This window comes from Acinetobacter sp. DMC2 (assembly GCF_056314305.1).
Window position 1 is genome coordinate 264743 of sequence record NZ_JBQUYP010000005.1, and the last position, 15235, is coordinate 279977.

Genomic DNA, 15235 nt, shown 5'->3' on the forward strand with positions numbered 1-15235 from the left:
ATTAGTGTAGTCCTTTCTCATGCGTGATGGCTTCAACTTCCTTCAACGCTTCTTCACTCAACTGGTCAAGGGTACTATTCGCGATAAAGGAATACACACCACACAATAGGAAAGATAAAACGATAATTCCTAAACCTAGTGGGATTCCCCATGTCGTTACACCACCACTAAATGAACTCATCAAAAATTCTTTGTTGTAGCCAACAAGCAGCATAAAACCCACATAAAGAACTAACATGATGATTGTAAGCGTCCAACTTAATGTACTTTTTTTCTTGACCATCTTTTGAAACTTTGGATTGCGTAGAATCTGTTCTACTTGGTTCTGATCCATAACCAAACTCCTTGCCCTGTGCCCAGCCTTGGCCACTTTTTAATAATAGTTTCTCAGGATTAAAGTTAGCAAAATTACGTGTAATTCGTAACTTAGACTTTGGTCGTTAAAATTTAATCAATTTATAGCTTTGTTTCTGCTTGGGGTATGATAGACACAAGGTTTTAATCATGTGAGTCATATGAACAGCTGGCTGATTATTGGGGTACTCACCCTTTATATAGCACTCTTATTTATTTGTGCTTTTTTTGGTGAAAAGCATGCCAGCCGTCTGAGTACACGTGGCCGCATGTTCTTGTTCAGCTTAACACTGGGTGTTTACTGTTCATCATGGACATTTTATGGCGCGACTGGTGCAGCTGTTCGAGAAGGCGTCATTTTCTTACCTATTTACTTAGGCCCTCTCTTATTTGTCTGGTTTGGCTATGACATTTGGCGACGTTTAGGTCGGGTACGCCAGCACCACGCAATTTCCTCAATTGCTGACTTTGTTGCGGCGCGTTATGGGAAAAGTGGGGTGTTGGCATCACTGGTTACCATTTTGGCTGTAATCGCAATTATTCCCTATCTAGCCTTACAGTTACGTGCGATTGCTTTAAGTACTTCTGTCATTATGGAACAGAATGCTCATATCCATACAACGACCAATAGTGTTTTGCTTTTAACCAGTGTACTGGCTATTTTGGCCATGATTTTTGGTACAAGGCAAATTGCCAATACCGAGCAGCATGGTGGCCTCATGTTAGCTGTGGCATTTGAATCTTTTGTAAAATTATTCGCGCTGATTTGCGTTGCTTTATTTTTTATTTTTGAAACACCAGCGAACCTTGTCCAAGTCACATCAGATGTGAACCAAACCTTTCAAGAAGTTCAGTTGTTTGGTGTGCCTGAAACTTTCTGGATTCAGACCTTATTGGCAGGTTTAGCAATTATCTGCCTACCTCGCCAGTTTCATGTAGCAGTAGTCGAATTACGAGATGAAAAGCATATTCGCGGTGCACGTAAATGGTTTGCGGTTTATCTGATTTTAACAATTTTAGCTATTATTCCGATCGCAAGCTGGGCATTACATGCAGCACCGAAGTTCTTAACTGTGCCTGATGTTGCAGTACTCTCATTACCTCTGAGTTATAACCAAGAGTGGTTGGCTTTACTGGCCTTTTTAGGTGGGTTCTCTGCATCAACAGGCATGTTGCTGGTTTCATCTGTTGCCTTGTCTATTATGCTCAGTAACGACTTGATTATGCCGGCCTTATGGCGTTTTAAGTTGCTGTCACGTCACGATAAACATTTACCTAAAGTTCTTAAATTCAGCCGTCGTATTAGTATTGTCGCGGTGATGCTACTTGGCTTTTTATTCTTCCATTTCTTTAATGATATTAACCAGCTTTCAGTATTTGGTTTATTGGCATTTAGTGCCGTTGCCCAGTTTGCACCCGCGCTTATTGGAGGCTTGTATTGGCGAGGCGGAAGCCGACAAGGTGTCTATGCTGGCCTCATTATTGGATTTTTGATGTGGAGTTACACATTACTATTTCCAACGATTTTACGTAGCTTGCCAGAGGCCTATCAGGAAACTGCCCAAAGTATTTTGCTTTTTGGCCCTTTTGGAATTAACGCCTTACGACCAGAGTCACTTTTTGGTTTTGAATCATTTGCACCTTTAACCCACGGCGTTATTTGGTCACTCGGTTTAAATATTGTTTTATATATTTGGATTTCTAAACTTTACCGCCCAAGTGTGGCAGAACAAATTCAGGCAGAAAGCTTTTTCTATTATGAAACTAAGCCATTGCCATCACCGCATACCTCTACTGATTTAACTTATTTACCGCACGATGCGGCACGTTTAAAAGTAGGTGACCTATTCGCTCTTGCTAAAAGAATTACAGGTGAGCAACCAACAACACAAGCATTCGAGAACTTTTGCGAGCAAAATCATCTCACGCTCAACCCCAATAGCATCGCCAATGGCATGTGGTGGCGTTTTACCGAGCAATATTTAGCTGGCATTATCGGTGCAGCCTCTGCCCGTACTTTGCTCACTACAGCAATGATCAATAATGGCCTCGCATTAGGGCAAGTCGCTAATATTTTAGACCAAGCCTCACAGTGGCAACGTTTCAATCAAAACTTGCTGATGACCATGATTGACCACATGACCCAAGGGGTAAGTGTTGTTGATAAAAATATGTGTTTGGTCGCTTGGAACAACCAATATTTAAAACTGTTTGGCTACCCGAAAGATTTAGTTTATGTGGGTTGTCCAATTGCCGATTTGATTCGTTATAACGCTGAACGCGGCGAATGCGGCCCTGGTTCAGTCGAAGAACATGTTCGTAAACGTTTACACTGGATGAAAGTCGGAAGTGCACATGAATTTGAACGAATTCGTAAAGATGGACGCGTTATTCAAATGCGCGGTAATCCTATTTCAGGTGGGGGCTTTGTTACAACATTCGCCGACATTACTGCTTTCCGTGCAAATGAGGCAATACTTGAAGCCCGAGTAAAAGACCGAACTCAACAACTTGCAGATGCTTTAACCGAGCAACAGCTTGCACGCGAACAAGCCGATATGGCAAATATGTCAAAAAGCCGATTTATTGCAGCGGCAAGTCATGACTTATTACAACCCATGCATGCGGCTCGTCTCTTTAGTACCGTTCTTGAACAAAGCATTGCAACAGAAGAAGACCGACAAACTTTGCAACAGCTTGACCGTGCTCTATATGGTGCAGAAAGCATGCTCTCTGCCCTACTCGATATTGCGCGTTTGGAAGGCGGTAGCATACAGCCAAAAAGACAGCCTTACCCGTTACATGATTTACTCAGTGATCTTGAACTACAGTTTAAATCGATTGCTGCTCAGCGAAATATTTCACTCAAAGTTCACGATGTATCGTTCTGGATTGACACAGATCCACAGTGGATACGACGTATTATTCAAAACTTTGTGAGTAATGCATTACGTTATACCGCCAAAGGCCGAGTGATTGTCGGTGTATTACGTTCGGCTCAAAAACCTGATCATATTCGTATTGGTGTTTGGGATACAGGCCCCGGAATTGCCGAAGAACAACGTATTAAACTGTTTCAAGAGTTCGAACGCTGTGGGCATTTATCACCTTGGGGTGAGCAAGGCCTAGGCTTAGGTCTCGCAATTGTGCAGCGTATGACAGGTTTGTTGAATTATCCTGTTCATGTCTACTCTCAACTCAATAAAGGCTCCTGCTTTATGATTGAGGTTCCAGTCGTAGAAGCGCCAAAAGTGATAACTCCAACCGTGCAGGCAGTGCCTTTAAAAACTAAAGCCTACCGGATTTTATGTTTAGACAATGATGAAACCATTTTAGAAGGAATGAGTAGCTTATTAGGTCGATGGGGTTATGAGGTTTTTAAAGCCACTGAACCAGAACAAGCACTAGAAATTATTCAAAAAGAGAATATTCAGGTCTGGCTTATCGATCAGCATTTAAATAACAACCAACTCGGTGTCGATTTTATTTTGCAAAATCGACAGCATGACGTTCCGGTTGCTTTAATTACAGCAGACTCTCATCCAGAGTTACCTCAGCAATTGAAAGAACTGAATATCGTTTTACTCAAAAAACCGCTTAAACCGGCCTCTCTAAGAGCATGGCTATCGGGACTTAAAATTGCCAGCGCGGCAGATTAAACATTTTCCTCTCCCAAGCTTTTTATAAGTTTGGGAGGGATTTTTGGCAAAAGTTATAGGTTTAATTTAAGCCAATAGGCAGAACTGCTCAAAAAGTCTACTTTTGATGATTAAATAATTGGCTAAACTTTCCAACAGCCCTTTTTCTATGGCAAAGCCCATCTTTTTTGTAAGTGAACACTTGTATACTTAGTTACAATTTAATAAATATTTGTTTTTAGAAAATATTATCTAGCTAGAACCACCATATACGACTTTAGTCGTATTCTACTTGCATTCTTGATGACACATAACTATTCCAAACGCATTTGATAAATGTATAACCATTTTTTAACCGATTTCTATATTAAGCACCCCTGCTCACGAATTAATGCAAAGGACAATTGCCATGAATATTTCTGATAACAGCCCACAAAACCAACTCTCATCTCAACAGTTTTATCGTCAATACAGTGCCAATGCTTTACTTCCTGAACTAGATTGGCAAAGTATTTTTCCCAACAGCAAACTCAATGAAGCCCATATCAAAGCGTTAAATACGATTTATCAAAGTGCAGTCCCACTCGCACTTAATGTATTTCATGATCTAAATTTTGATGTATTTGCACCTGCGGCTTATCATCCTCAAGGATTAGGCTTATTTGATAAATTGGCACAACAAGAAGAAAACTTCTTAAAAGTGCTTAGCACTGAAAGTGAAAATCTTGATCACGATACACGTCATCAAATTTGGAGCATGCTGCTTCGCGGTGGAGCTGTACTTGTTTTCAAAGCTTGGCTTGGCCATGTCAAACTTGGCGAAAATCAGTTAGATATGACTCAGTTTGATGAGCTTTCTGACTTACTCTTTATTAAAACTCATCCAGATCAACTTGCCGAACGACTACATGTCGATGAAAAAGCAAAACTCGACCATATCTTCTTAATGTATGGCAATGATATTTTCCTTGATCGCTTCAATAGCCTAGAAACAGCTGCACTTTTTGTAGATTTAGGCGTTTATGATGCAGCGTTTTTAAGCTTACGTGATGACCGTGTAGCTGAATATTTAAAAAGTAAAGGCTATGTGACCCAAGAACAGATCGATGATTTGCAATGTGCACTCAATCCTTTGTACTGCGACAGCCTAACACCAAAGCAAGATTGCCTTGCTTAAGTGGCACACATAAAAAAGACCTCAACTGAGGTCTTTTTTATTTTTAGATTTTCTTATCTTCAATATTTAATGCACTAATTGCCAATACGGCTTGTGTACGGTTTTGCACACCTAATTTTCTAAAAATAGCGGTTACATGGGCTTTAATTGTTGCTTCCGAAACATCGAGTTCATAGGCAATCTGTTTATTTAGCAAACCTTCCGCAACCATCATCAAAACACGGAATTGCTGTGGTGTTAAAGATTGAATACGTTCAGCTAAAGCAGTTTCATCTGCCGCTCGCGGATCAAGATTAAGGTTAGGTGGCAAATTAGGCGGTAACCAGATTTCACCTTCTAAGACGTGGCGAATCGCTTCACCAATATGACTTGGATGAGCAGATTTAGGAATATATCCCATCGCGCCATGTGCAATCGCACGCTGAATAATTGAAGTTTCTTCATGTGCAGAAACCACAATAATTGGAATAGCTGGATACTGTGCTCGTACATAGACTAGAGCAGAAAAGCCTGAGGCACCCGGTAAATTTAAATCGAGTAAGACTAGATCAGGTTCTGCCCCATTTTCCAAACGCTCATAAAACTCATCAACCGAAGCTGTTTCATGAATTTGTGCCTGTGGCAGGCTATAACGTACTGCTTGAATTAAAGCATGACGAAACAAAGGATGATCATCAACGATTAAAATATTCATAAGCGATTAAAGTAATCTTGAGCATAAGTATGGCCTATTGTAACCCTACTATTTAGATGAAAGATACGTTCATCTTATCCATTTTTATGCAAAATGTTGATAAATGCAGAACTTAGCTAAAATATTCAGATGTTTTTTAACATTTAATCAAAATTAATCTGTTTTTTTTATAAGCTTACTTTTTATTATAAAAAATATATCACCTATAATTATATAAAATAAAATCAATAACTTAATATAAAAACGAAGTATAAAAATCCTCTATTTATCTTTTATATTTAAAACTGATAAGGTTGACCAATTTCGTTATTTTACAGTTTACCGTCGTTATTGATTAATAAGTCTAATCTCTTGTTTTAGACTTAGGAACCAAATTATGACTGGTATCACATCACCAAAACCTTTAAATATTGTTGCTGTTTCTGGTGGCTTAAATACCCCCTCTAAAACGGAAAGTTTGGTTCAAGCCATTCTTGATGAGTTATCCGAAGCAACCGACATTAAAGTTCACTTTATTAAATTAAGCGAAATTGGGCCCTTATTAGGCGGTGCATTTTATCGCAACCAACTTCCACAGCGCGTACAAGATGATCTTGCAGCGGTTGAAGCAGCTGATGCTTTAATTGTCGGTACACCAGTTTACCGCGCATCTTTTACGGGTCTTTTCAAACATTTCTTCGATTTTGTTGAACAAACTGCATTGGTCGATGTACCTGTGCTTTTAGCAGCATCGGGTGGTAGCGATCGTCATGCACTGGTACTTGAACATCAACTTCGTCCATTGTTCAGTTTCTTCCAAGCACAAACTTTACCAATTGGCGTATATGCAACTGATCGTGACTTTACCCCTGAATATACGGTGAAAAGCGAGCAATTATCAGATCGTATTACGTTAGCAGTAGCGCGCGCATTGCCAATTTTAGAATGGGCACCAGCGAAAGGTAAACGTGCTGAAGTAGTGAAATCTAAGACTCAGCAAGCAAATCAAGAGCTTGGTATTAACAAGCAAATTGAGCAAGAAGAAGTATTACCTTCAGCGGCTGTGCCTGATCTTAATGCAGCAGAGTCTCGCTTGCATCATAAGTCTGGCAAATCATTAACGCATGTTGCCTAAGTGCAATATCGCTAAATAAAAATAACGAATTGGGAGAGCAAACCATGACGCAATTACAACAACCAATTAAATTTGCTTATTGGGTACCAAACGTAAGTGGTGGCCTTGTAGTAAGTAACATCGAACAGCGTACAGACTGGAGTTATGACTACAATGTTCGACTTGCACAGGCTGCCGAAAAAAATGGTTTTGAATATGCGCTCACCCAAATTCGTTTTACGGCGGGCTATGGGGCAGAAAACCAGCATGAATCAGTAAGTTTCAGTCATGCATTATTGGCAAAAACTGAAAAACTTAAAGTCATTGCAGCTATTCTGCCCGGCCCCTGGAAACCGGCACTCGCAGCTAAGCAACTTGCAACAATCGATTATCTAACCGAAGGCCGTATTGCCATTAATGTGGTGAGTGGTTGGTTTAGAGGAGAGTTTGATGCGATTGGTGAAGAGTGGCCAGAACATGATCAGCGCTATGTCCGCTCTGAAGAATTTATTCGTACGTTAAAAGGAATCTGGACCACCGATAACTATAGTTTCGATGGTAAATACTATCAATTCCAAAACTACACACTTAAACCGAAACCTCTGCAAAAGCCTCATATTGAAGTGTTTCAAGGCGGCAGCTCACGGGCTGCACGTGACATGGCTTCACGCGTATCTGACTGGTATTTCACCAACGGTAATACCGTAGAAGAAATTCAAAAACAAGTCGAAGACATTCGCACTAAAGCTAAAGCCAATAATCATCATGTCAAAATTGGGGTAAATGCTTTCATTATTGCCAGAGATACCGAAGAAGAAGCAAAAGTGGTACTTCAAGAAATTATTGATAAAGCCAACACTGAAGCGGTAAATGCATTCGGCGATGCAACACGTGAAGCAGGTGCAGCCTCTCCTGAGCAACAAGGTAACTGGGCAAAATCAAGTTTTGAAGATTTAGTGCAATATAACGATGGCTTTAAAACCAATTTAATTGGTACACCACAGCAAATTGCAGAGCGTATTGTCGCACTTAAAAATGTAGGTGTTGATTTGATTCTTTCTGGATTCTTACATTTCATTGAAGAAGTAGAATATTTTGGGGAAAAAGTTCTACCACTCGTTCGCCAATTAGAACTTCAACAAGAAAAGGAGATAGAAATTCAAGCGAAATCAGCCTAAAAAACTTCATTTAAAGCAGCGCAAGACAATAAAAACAATAAATTAAAAATAAAGACTTATTGGCTCCAAGACTCGGCTTGGAGCCTTTATTTTTAAGTTTTCTCGACTTCTCGAATCACTGTTTCAACCGAATAACGGCACCATTTTGAAAGTTTCTCAATAAATTCATTTAATGCTGCGGGTTCAAAATGGCTGACGATCATATAGCAAGCATTGCCCATCACTTTAAAGCATTCATCGATTTGTTCATATTGCTTGACCAGATTTTCAATTTCCTCAAAAGCGCGTTGTTCATTTAAATGCAAATGAATAAATTGTTTATGCGAATATTGCACAGCAATCGTGTAATTTTTGATGACACCAGCATCCATTAACTGTGCAATTCGAGTGCCCACCGCCTGCCCTGTCCGGTGAACTCGCTGCCCAATTTCTTTATTGGTTAGTCGAGAATCGTGTTTAAGCAATGCAATAATTTTTAGATCAATCGGGTCTAATTCAATATTCATTTTTCATGGTGAAAGAAAACTGGCGGTAATGCTTTCATCTGACTATAGCCGATTTTACTGGCAGAGAATAATCTTGTTTTATCTCATATCAACAAGAGTGATCTCATGAAACAAGCACTATTAATTATCGATGTACAAAATGATTATTTTAAAAATGGCAAAATGGAATTGGTTGGACCAGAGCAAGCACTAGAAAAAATAAAACAACTCGAACAATATTTTAGCGAGAAAAACTTGCCAATCATTTATGTGCAACATATTAACCCGCCACAAGCGAGTTTCTTCCAAGAAAATACAGATGGAGTTTTACTTCACCCTGAACTCAGTACTGGAAGTGATTCATTAATCGTAACAAAGCACTATCCAAACAGTTTTTTAGAAACCAATTTAGAGGAACTTTTAAAAGCACATCAAATTGAGCAACTCGTGATTACAGGCATGATGACTCACATGTGTATTGATTCAGGGACACGCGCAGCCAAAGAACTGGGCTATCAACCAATCTTGATTGCAGATGCAACGGCAACTCGTGATTTAAGCCATAATGGAAAAACTGTAAAAGCTGAAGACGTACAAACAGCTTTTTTAACTGCGCTTAGTACCTTTGCAAATGTACAAAATACTGCTGACTTTTTAGCAAACTCTTAATAAAGCTTAATAAAAAAGCCCCATTTGGGGCTTTTTTAAAATTAGTTTTGCTTATCAGGATAAACCGTTGCAATTAACTGATCTACCACAGCAGGTTCAGCCAAGGTTGAGGTATCACCTAAACTATCCAGCTCATTTGCCGCAATTTTTCTTAAAATACGGCGCATGATTTTACCCGAACGAGTTTTAGGTAATGCTGGTGCCCAATGTAGTGCATCAGGTGAAGCTACTGGCCCAAGCACTTTACGTACCCAATTAATTAACTCTTTACGCAGTTCTTCCGACTCTGGAACACCCGCTTGTAGAGTCACAAAAGTACAAATACCTTGTCCTTTAATATCATGCGGCATACCCACAACAGCAGCCTCTGCCACTGACTCATGTGAAACAAGAGCACTTTCAATTTCAGCCGTACCTAAACGGTGGCCTGAAACGTTCAAGACATCGTCAACTCGACCTGTGATCCAGTAATAGCCATCTTCATCACGACGAGCACCATCACCCGTAAAGTAGGTATTTTTAAAGGTCGAGAAATACGCTTCAATAAAGCGATCAGGATCGCCCCAAATGGTACGCATCTGACCCGGCCATGAATCTTTAATCACAAGATTACCTTCAGCCGCACCTTCTAGCTCATTGCCTTCACCATCTACAATGGCAGGTTGAATACCAAATAACGGACGTGTTGCCGAACCTGGTTTTAAAGCTGTTGCACCCGGCAATGGAGCAATCAAAATACCGCCTGTTTCGGTTTGCCACCATGTATCAACAATTGGACAGCGGCCTTCACCAACAACGTTGTAGTACCAATTCCAAGCTTCAGGGTTAATAGGCTCACCGACCGAACCAAGTAAACGCAGGCTGCTACGGTTACTTTCACGTACAAATGAATCCCCTTCTCGCATCATCGCGCGAATTGCGGTTGGGGCCGTATATAAAATAGAGACTTTGTGCTTATCGACCACATGACCAAGTCGTGCCCATGTTGGATATTGAGGTACACCCTCAAACATTAAGGTTGTAGTTCCATTTGCAAGTGGACCATAGATCAGATAACTATGTCCTGTAATCCAGCCTACATCTGCCGTACACCAATACACATCATCTTGTTTTAAATCAAAGACCTCTTTAAAGGTACTTGTTACATAGACTAAATAACCACCTGTGGTATGCAAAACACCTTTCGGTTTACCTGTCGAGCCCGAGGTATAGAGAATAAATAATGGGTCTTCAGCCTTCATCGGTTCTGGAGGACAGTTGGCATCCACTTCCATAATAATGAGGTGATACCACAAATCACGGCCCGGCTTCATTTCGATCGGGTTCGCATTACGGTAAACCACCACTACATTTTCAACACACTCTGTGCCCGGCAACTCTAGAGCCAAATCGACATTTTCTTTGAGTGGTAATAGTTTTCCGGCACGTAGACTTGAGTCTGCGGTAATCACCAGTTTAGCTTGGCTATCTTCAATACGACTTGCTAAAGAGTCTGGTGAGAACCCACCAAATACCACGCAGTGAACAGCACCAATACGGGCACAGGCCAACATGGCAATTGCAGCCTCAGTGACCATCGGCATATACAACACAACACGGTCACCTTTACCAATACCATATTTCTTTAAAACGTTGGCAAAGCGGCAGACTTCGTCGTGTAATTCTTTATAAGAAACGATTTTATGACGAGAAGGATGGTCACCTTCCCAAATAATTGCTGGTTTATGAGGATGTTCTTTAAGATGCCTGTCTAGGCAATTTGCTGATACGTTCAACTCACCATCAGCAAACCATTCAATTTTGAAATTGTCTTTGTCAAAACTCGTATTTTTAACTTGGGTAAATGGCTTTATCCAATCGACAATTTTAGCTTGCTCTGCCCAGAATTCATCTGGGTTCTCGATAGAGTGTTGATAACGTTTAAAGTAGTCTGCTTCAACAGTACGAGCTGTCTTTTTAAATTCCTCTGGTACTGGATAGATCTCATTCATACGCAACTTCCTTGATCTTGTGCATCCCATCTCGAGACTGTGGCTATTATTTTACTGGATCTTATTTGTATGCCTTTTCAGTATGATGACTGTTTCAAAGCCTAGACAATGCGACTTTGGTCATATATTAAACACTTACTCAAGCACACGAAATTGTGAACATTTTTATAAAATTAAGTTGATTTAAAACATTTGTCTATAGCTTTTACTTTTATAATTTTTTCAAGATTTGATGGTTTTGATCATCAACAAAGATTATTTTGTCTCTCATACGCAACACAGGAATAAAATAATATGTTTGCCCAAACAAGCTCCTCACGCCCACCTCAGCTCCCTTTTAAAGATAGTCCGTTTTCAATTCATGGGCGCTTTAATCGCATGAGCTATTTAGGGGGTTATGGACTGATTTATTTAGTCACCCTCTTGGGCTATTTCATTTTGGCTTCATTTCTTGGAAGTTTTCAGCTTTCAAGCAATTTATTTAATTTTGAATTTTATAGCTCTCTTTCTGGAGCCAGTGCTTTAGTAGTCTGGGCTTTTTCGCTGTTTCTGATTTATTTAAATATTGTACTCGTTGTTCGACGCTTGCACGATCTAAATAAGAGTGGCTGGATGGGACTGCTATTGTTCATTCCAGTTGTTCAGTTCTTTTTTATGATTTATTTACTGCTTGCCTCAGGTACAGCAGGTCCCAACGAATATGGTCCTGTTCGACCAGCAACGTTTATAGAAAAACTGATGGCTTGGCTTATTTTAGTCGCTATTTTAATTAGCCTTATTTCAACAGCAGGAATTTTTTATTATTTCTCAGGGACTGATACCTTAGAAACACCGACACAAATCTTACAAAAAGGAACGGAATACTTTTAATTAAAAAACACTTTATTATTTAGATGAACTCATTATAGTAGGCGCACATTTTATCTCCTACTATGATGAAAGCCGAAAATCGCTTTCATAAATTTTTTTTAATTGAGACTTGCCGTGGCTGATGAACAAAAATCCTTAACGGATGTCGCAAAAAATACAGGCGAACTTTTACAAGAAGCGGGCACTAAAACCACTCAAACGGTTTTAGCCCATACTGAAAAGTATCATGATGCCTATACCACTATCGACAAAATCGTGGATAGCTTCTGGGAACGTGTGCCTTATATATGTATTGCGATTATCGTTTTTATTATTTTTTGGCTACTGACCAAATTATTTAAGTTCTTTGTTCGTAAAACCTTAGAAAACCGTTCTTACACGCGCCAAAACCTAGTTTTGGTCTTAAACCGTGTAGGCAGTACAACAATTTTATTCTTTGGTTTCTTAATTGCTCTCGTCATTATGATTCCAGGGTTTACACCAGGGCAACTCATGAGTGCTCTTGGAATTGGTTCTGTCGCTATTGGTTTTGCATTTAAAGATATCTTTCAAAACTTATTGTCAGGCATCTTAATCTTATTAAGCGAACCATTCCGCATTGGCGATTCCATTGTTGTCAATTCGCTTGAAGGAACTGTTGAAGATATTCAAATTCGTGCAACATTCTTACGCTCGCCAGATGGCCGTCGTATTGTTATTCCAAACGCAACTGTTTATACGAGCGCTTTAACTGTAAATACTGCTTATCAACAACGACGCTGTGAGTTTGTGGTCGGAATTGGATATGACGACGATGAACAAAAAGCCAAGCAGATTATTTTAGATATTCTTAATAATGACCGAAATGTACTCAGTCAGCCAGCCTTCTCGGTTAACGTTACAGCGTTAGCAGATTTCTCAGTTAACCTAACTGTACGCTGGTGGGTTGATACGACTGAAACTGATATTTCATCATCTACGAGCACCATTCAAGCTCAGGTCAAACAAGCTTTTAATGCGAACGGAATTAATATTCCTTACCCAATTCAGGAATTAAAAATGGCGGCAAATCAGCCACTTTTAAACCCTGAAGCATCAACTAAAGAGACGACCTAAAATATAAGAAATAGACGTTTCAGTTCTTAAAATACGGTTGCCTAAGCTCACAGCTTGGCAGCCGTTTTTTGTGAGCAAATCAACTTCATAGGGAATAAAGCCACCTTCGGGACCCACGACTACACTACAAGCATGTGGAATATTAACAGGCATGCTCTGCTCGGCATAAGGGTGAGCCACATAGGCGGGTGTTTCTTTCGAGATTAAACTTGGCAAAACATCTTCAACAAAAGGTTTAAAACGTTTATACATTTGAATTTCAGGAACAATCGTGTCACCTGCTTGCTCAAGCCCTAAAGTCACATAGTTATCGAGTTGTTGCAAAAATGGAGTTTGCCAATAGCTTTTATCTACGCGATAACTATGAATCAAACTAATTCTTTCAACACCTAAAGTCACACTGTCCATGATTAAACGGCGTAAAACTTTGGGTCTTGGTAAAGCTACGATTAAATGAACCGGAATTTTTGCAGGGACAGCTTCTTCACTAATAGGTCGTATACAAACTTCTTGCTCGTTAATCGAAATAATTTCAGTGGTATAACGTGCGCCATTACGAACACCAACTTTTAGATTCTGGCCAACCGTAATATCAAGATGTTCACGTAAATGTTGTAATTGGCGCTTTGAGTGAATTGACCACGTGTCTGACTGAATATCTTCGGGCTCTAGTAAAACGATATTCATGGTTTGTCGGCCAAATACCGGTTAATTACGCCAATATGTTTTTGCAATGAACCTTGGTTACGTTGTAAGACTTTATGTGCTTGTTCCACCACTTGTTGAGCCTGATCAGGCTCAGCTAAACATGCCATCCAGATTGCCACAACTTGCTCAGCGTCTTGGGCAATGAGCACACCATTTTCGTCAATGAATTCATCAACAATGGTTTGGAAATTAAAGTAACGAGGTCCAATGACAGTCGGTACATTCAAAACCATAGGCTCTAAAATATTATGCCCACCACCCGGCTCATTTAAAGAACCACCCACAAAACACACCTGACTTAAGGCATACCATAACCAAAGCTCCCCCATACTATCGGCCAGATAAACCTGTGTACTCGTATGAATACTTTGATTCAAGCTTCTACGGTGAGTAATTAAATCTAGATTTTGGCAGATTTCAAATACTTCATCGAAACGTTCAGGATGTCGAGGTACGACAATACAAACCAACTCTGGATCTGACTTTAAATAAGGCTGAAGTGCTTGCAAAATTTGTTGTTCTTCGGGTGCATGTGTACTGGCAATTGTCAGTACTTTTCGTTGGCCCAAATACCATAGCTGGTGTAACTTTACTGCCTGATTTATAAATGCTTCTGGTGCGTGAATATCAAATTTAATATTTCCAACCACCTGACTTTTTTGTTGATCTAAGCCAAGCTCGACATAGCGTTGGCGAGTAGCATTATCTTGTGCCAACACCCAGTCAATTTGTTTCAGCATTCCTGCTGTTAGACCTGAGACTCGACTATAACCTTTAGCTGATTTTTCTGATAACCGCGCATTTAACAATAAACAAGGAACTTGTTGTAGCTTGGCTTGATCAATTAAATTTGGCCAAAGCTCAGTTTCAACCAATGCTAAAAGTTTTGGCTGATACAACTCAAAAAATTGTTTTAAAAGGTGCTTTTGATCAACAGGCAAATAAACTGCTTGAAATAAATCTAAATACGGCGCTTTTAAAAATAATGATTTGGCGCGCGCCTGCCCAGTTTTAGTCGTATTAGTAACTAGCACAGGTTGACCGAGTTTAAGATAATGCTCGATTAAAGGCTGCGCAGCATTGGTTTCTCCAACCGAAACAGCATGGAACCAAATTGCTCTCACATTTTTTGGAGATTCAAACGGCCCAAATCTTTCAAGACATTCCTGATTATATAATTCCTGGCTTTCTGCACGTTTTTTTATCCGCCAGTGGTAAAAAGGTTTTAATAAATGGAGTGCGGTGTTGTACCAAAAAGGGGTCGCCAAGCGGTTTGCCTCAAA

Annotated in this window: 13 protein-coding genes; 7 read left to right on the plus strand and 6 right to left on the minus strand. The window is 39.8% G+C overall.

The genetic code is table 11. The features are described 5' to 3' along the window. Nucleotide 1: 1 nt before the first annotated feature. On the minus strand, nucleotides 2-334 hold the full coding sequence (locus ACT53H_RS12610; protein WP_004790008.1) for a DUF485 domain-containing protein: 333 nt from the start codon (nucleotides 332-334) through the stop codon (nucleotides 2-4). A 181-nt stretch (nucleotides 335-515) separates the two neighbouring features. Between ACT53H_RS12610 and ACT53H_RS12615 the strand changes: the two genes are divergently transcribed. Together ACT53H_RS12615 and ACT53H_RS12620 are read left to right on the plus strand one after the other, a co-directional pair. Then, a complete protein-coding gene (locus ACT53H_RS12615; protein WP_447500806.1) occupies nucleotides 516-4013 on the plus strand; it encodes a hybrid sensor histidine kinase/response regulator in 3498 nt (1165 codons plus the stop codon). A 388-nt stretch (nucleotides 4014-4401) separates the two neighbouring features. Further along, complete coding sequence (locus ACT53H_RS12620) at nucleotides 4402-5169, plus strand: hypothetical protein (RefSeq protein ID WP_476009328.1); 768 nt, start codon at nucleotides 4402-4404, stop codon at nucleotides 5167-5169. Between the two features lie 43 nt (nucleotides 5170-5212). Here the strand turns inward: ACT53H_RS12620 and ACT53H_RS12625 are convergent, their stop codons facing one another. Next, on the minus strand, nucleotides 5213-5863 hold the full coding sequence (locus ACT53H_RS12625) for a response regulator transcription factor (protein WP_004790013.1): 651 nt from the start codon (nucleotides 5861-5863) through the stop codon (nucleotides 5213-5215). Nucleotides 5864-6239: 376 nt separating this feature from the next. Here ACT53H_RS12625 and msuE point away from each other — a divergent pair, with 376 nt between their 5' ends. Continuing rightward, nucleotides 6240-6977, plus strand: coding sequence for an FMN reductase (gene msuE, locus ACT53H_RS12630; RefSeq protein ID WP_151963779.1), 738 nt, complete (start codon nucleotides 6240-6242; stop codon nucleotides 6975-6977). Nucleotides 6978-7021: 44 nt separating this feature from the next. Further along, nucleotides 7022-8134, plus strand: a complete 1113-nt coding sequence (sfnG, locus tag ACT53H_RS12635) for a dimethylsulfone monooxygenase SfnG (RefSeq protein ID WP_476009329.1) — start codon at nucleotides 7022-7024, stop codon at nucleotides 8132-8134. A 92-nt stretch (nucleotides 8135-8226) separates the two neighbouring features. Here the strand turns inward: sfnG and ACT53H_RS12640 are convergent, their stop codons facing one another. Next, on the minus strand, nucleotides 8227-8640 hold the full coding sequence (locus tag ACT53H_RS12640) for an Lrp/AsnC family transcriptional regulator (protein ID WP_238612264.1): 414 nt from the start codon (nucleotides 8638-8640) through the stop codon (nucleotides 8227-8229). Nucleotides 8641-8745: 105 nt separating this feature from the next. On the opposite strand from ACT53H_RS12640, the gene ACT53H_RS12645 reads away from it, so the two are divergent. Further along, nucleotides 8746-9288, plus strand: a complete 543-nt coding sequence (locus tag ACT53H_RS12645) for a cysteine hydrolase family protein (RefSeq protein WP_476009330.1) — start codon at nucleotides 8746-8748, stop codon at nucleotides 9286-9288. A 41-nt stretch (nucleotides 9289-9329) separates the two neighbouring features. Here ACT53H_RS12645 and acs read toward each other — a convergent pair whose 3' ends face one another. After that, nucleotides 9330-11279, minus strand: a complete 1950-nt coding sequence (acs, locus tag ACT53H_RS12650; RefSeq protein ID WP_151963776.1) for an acetate--CoA ligase — start codon at nucleotides 11277-11279, stop codon at nucleotides 9330-9332. Between the two features lie 294 nt (nucleotides 11280-11573). On the opposite strand from acs, the gene ACT53H_RS12655 reads away from it, so the two are divergent. Beyond that, nucleotides 11574-12149: a DUF805 domain-containing protein gene (locus ACT53H_RS12655; RefSeq protein WP_151963775.1), complete on the plus strand. Its 576-nt coding sequence runs from the start codon at nucleotides 11574-11576 to the stop codon at nucleotides 12147-12149. Between the two features lie 114 nt (nucleotides 12150-12263). Further along, nucleotides 12264-13244 carry a mechanosensitive ion channel family protein gene (locus ACT53H_RS12660; protein WP_004790025.1) on the plus strand — a complete coding sequence of 327 codons (981 nt, stop codon included), beginning with the start codon at nucleotides 12264-12266 and terminating at the stop codon, nucleotides 13242-13244. Here the strand turns inward: ACT53H_RS12660 and ACT53H_RS12665 are convergent. Continuing rightward, on the minus strand, nucleotides 13224-13931 hold the full coding sequence (locus ACT53H_RS12665; protein WP_476009331.1) for a 16S rRNA (uracil(1498)-N(3))-methyltransferase: 708 nt from the start codon (nucleotides 13929-13931) through the stop codon (nucleotides 13224-13226). The two genes, ACT53H_RS12660 and ACT53H_RS12665, sit on opposite strands and share 21 nt — an antisense overlap. Beyond that, nucleotides 13928-15220 (minus strand): 3-deoxy-D-manno-octulosonic acid transferase, encoded by a 1293-nt coding sequence (locus tag ACT53H_RS12670; protein WP_476009332.1) that lies wholly within the window; start codon nucleotides 15218-15220, stop codon nucleotides 13928-13930. Before ACT53H_RS12670 ends, ACT53H_RS12665 begins: the two co-directional genes overlap by 4 nt. Between the last annotated feature and the right edge of the window lie 15 nt (nucleotides 15221-15235).

Coding starts and splice junctions, on each gene's coding strand:
- ACT53H_RS12610 (WP_004790008.1), bottom strand. CDS start 334: ATGGATCAGAACCAAGTAGAACAGATTCTACGCAATCCAAAGTTTCAA.
- ACT53H_RS12615 (WP_447500806.1), top strand. CDS start 516: ATGAACAGCTGGCTGATTATTGGGGTACTCACCCTTTATATAGCACTC.
- ACT53H_RS12620 (WP_476009328.1), top strand. CDS start 4,402: ATGAATATTTCTGATAACAGCCCACAAAACCAACTCTCATCTCAACAG.
- ACT53H_RS12625 (WP_004790013.1), bottom strand. CDS start 5,863: ATGAATATTTTAATCGTTGATGATCATCCTTTGTTTCGTCATGCTTTA.
- msuE (WP_151963779.1), top strand. CDS start 6,240: ATGACTGGTATCACATCACCAAAACCTTTAAATATTGTTGCTGTTTCT.
- sfnG (WP_476009329.1), top strand. CDS start 7,022: ATGACGCAATTACAACAACCAATTAAATTTGCTTATTGGGTACCAAAC.
- ACT53H_RS12640 (WP_238612264.1), bottom strand. CDS start 8,640: ATGAATATTGAATTAGACCCGATTGATCTAAAAATTATTGCATTGCTT.
- ACT53H_RS12645 (WP_476009330.1), top strand. CDS start 8,746: ATGAAACAAGCACTATTAATTATCGATGTACAAAATGATTATTTTAAA.
- acs (WP_151963776.1), bottom strand. CDS start 11,279: ATGAATGAGATCTATCCAGTACCAGAGGAATTTAAAAAGACAGCTCGT.
- ACT53H_RS12655 (WP_151963775.1), top strand. CDS start 11,574: ATGTTTGCCCAAACAAGCTCCTCACGCCCACCTCAGCTCCCTTTTAAA.
- ACT53H_RS12665 (WP_476009331.1), bottom strand. CDS start 13,931: ATGAATATCGTTTTACTAGAGCCCGAAGATATTCAGTCAGACACGTGG.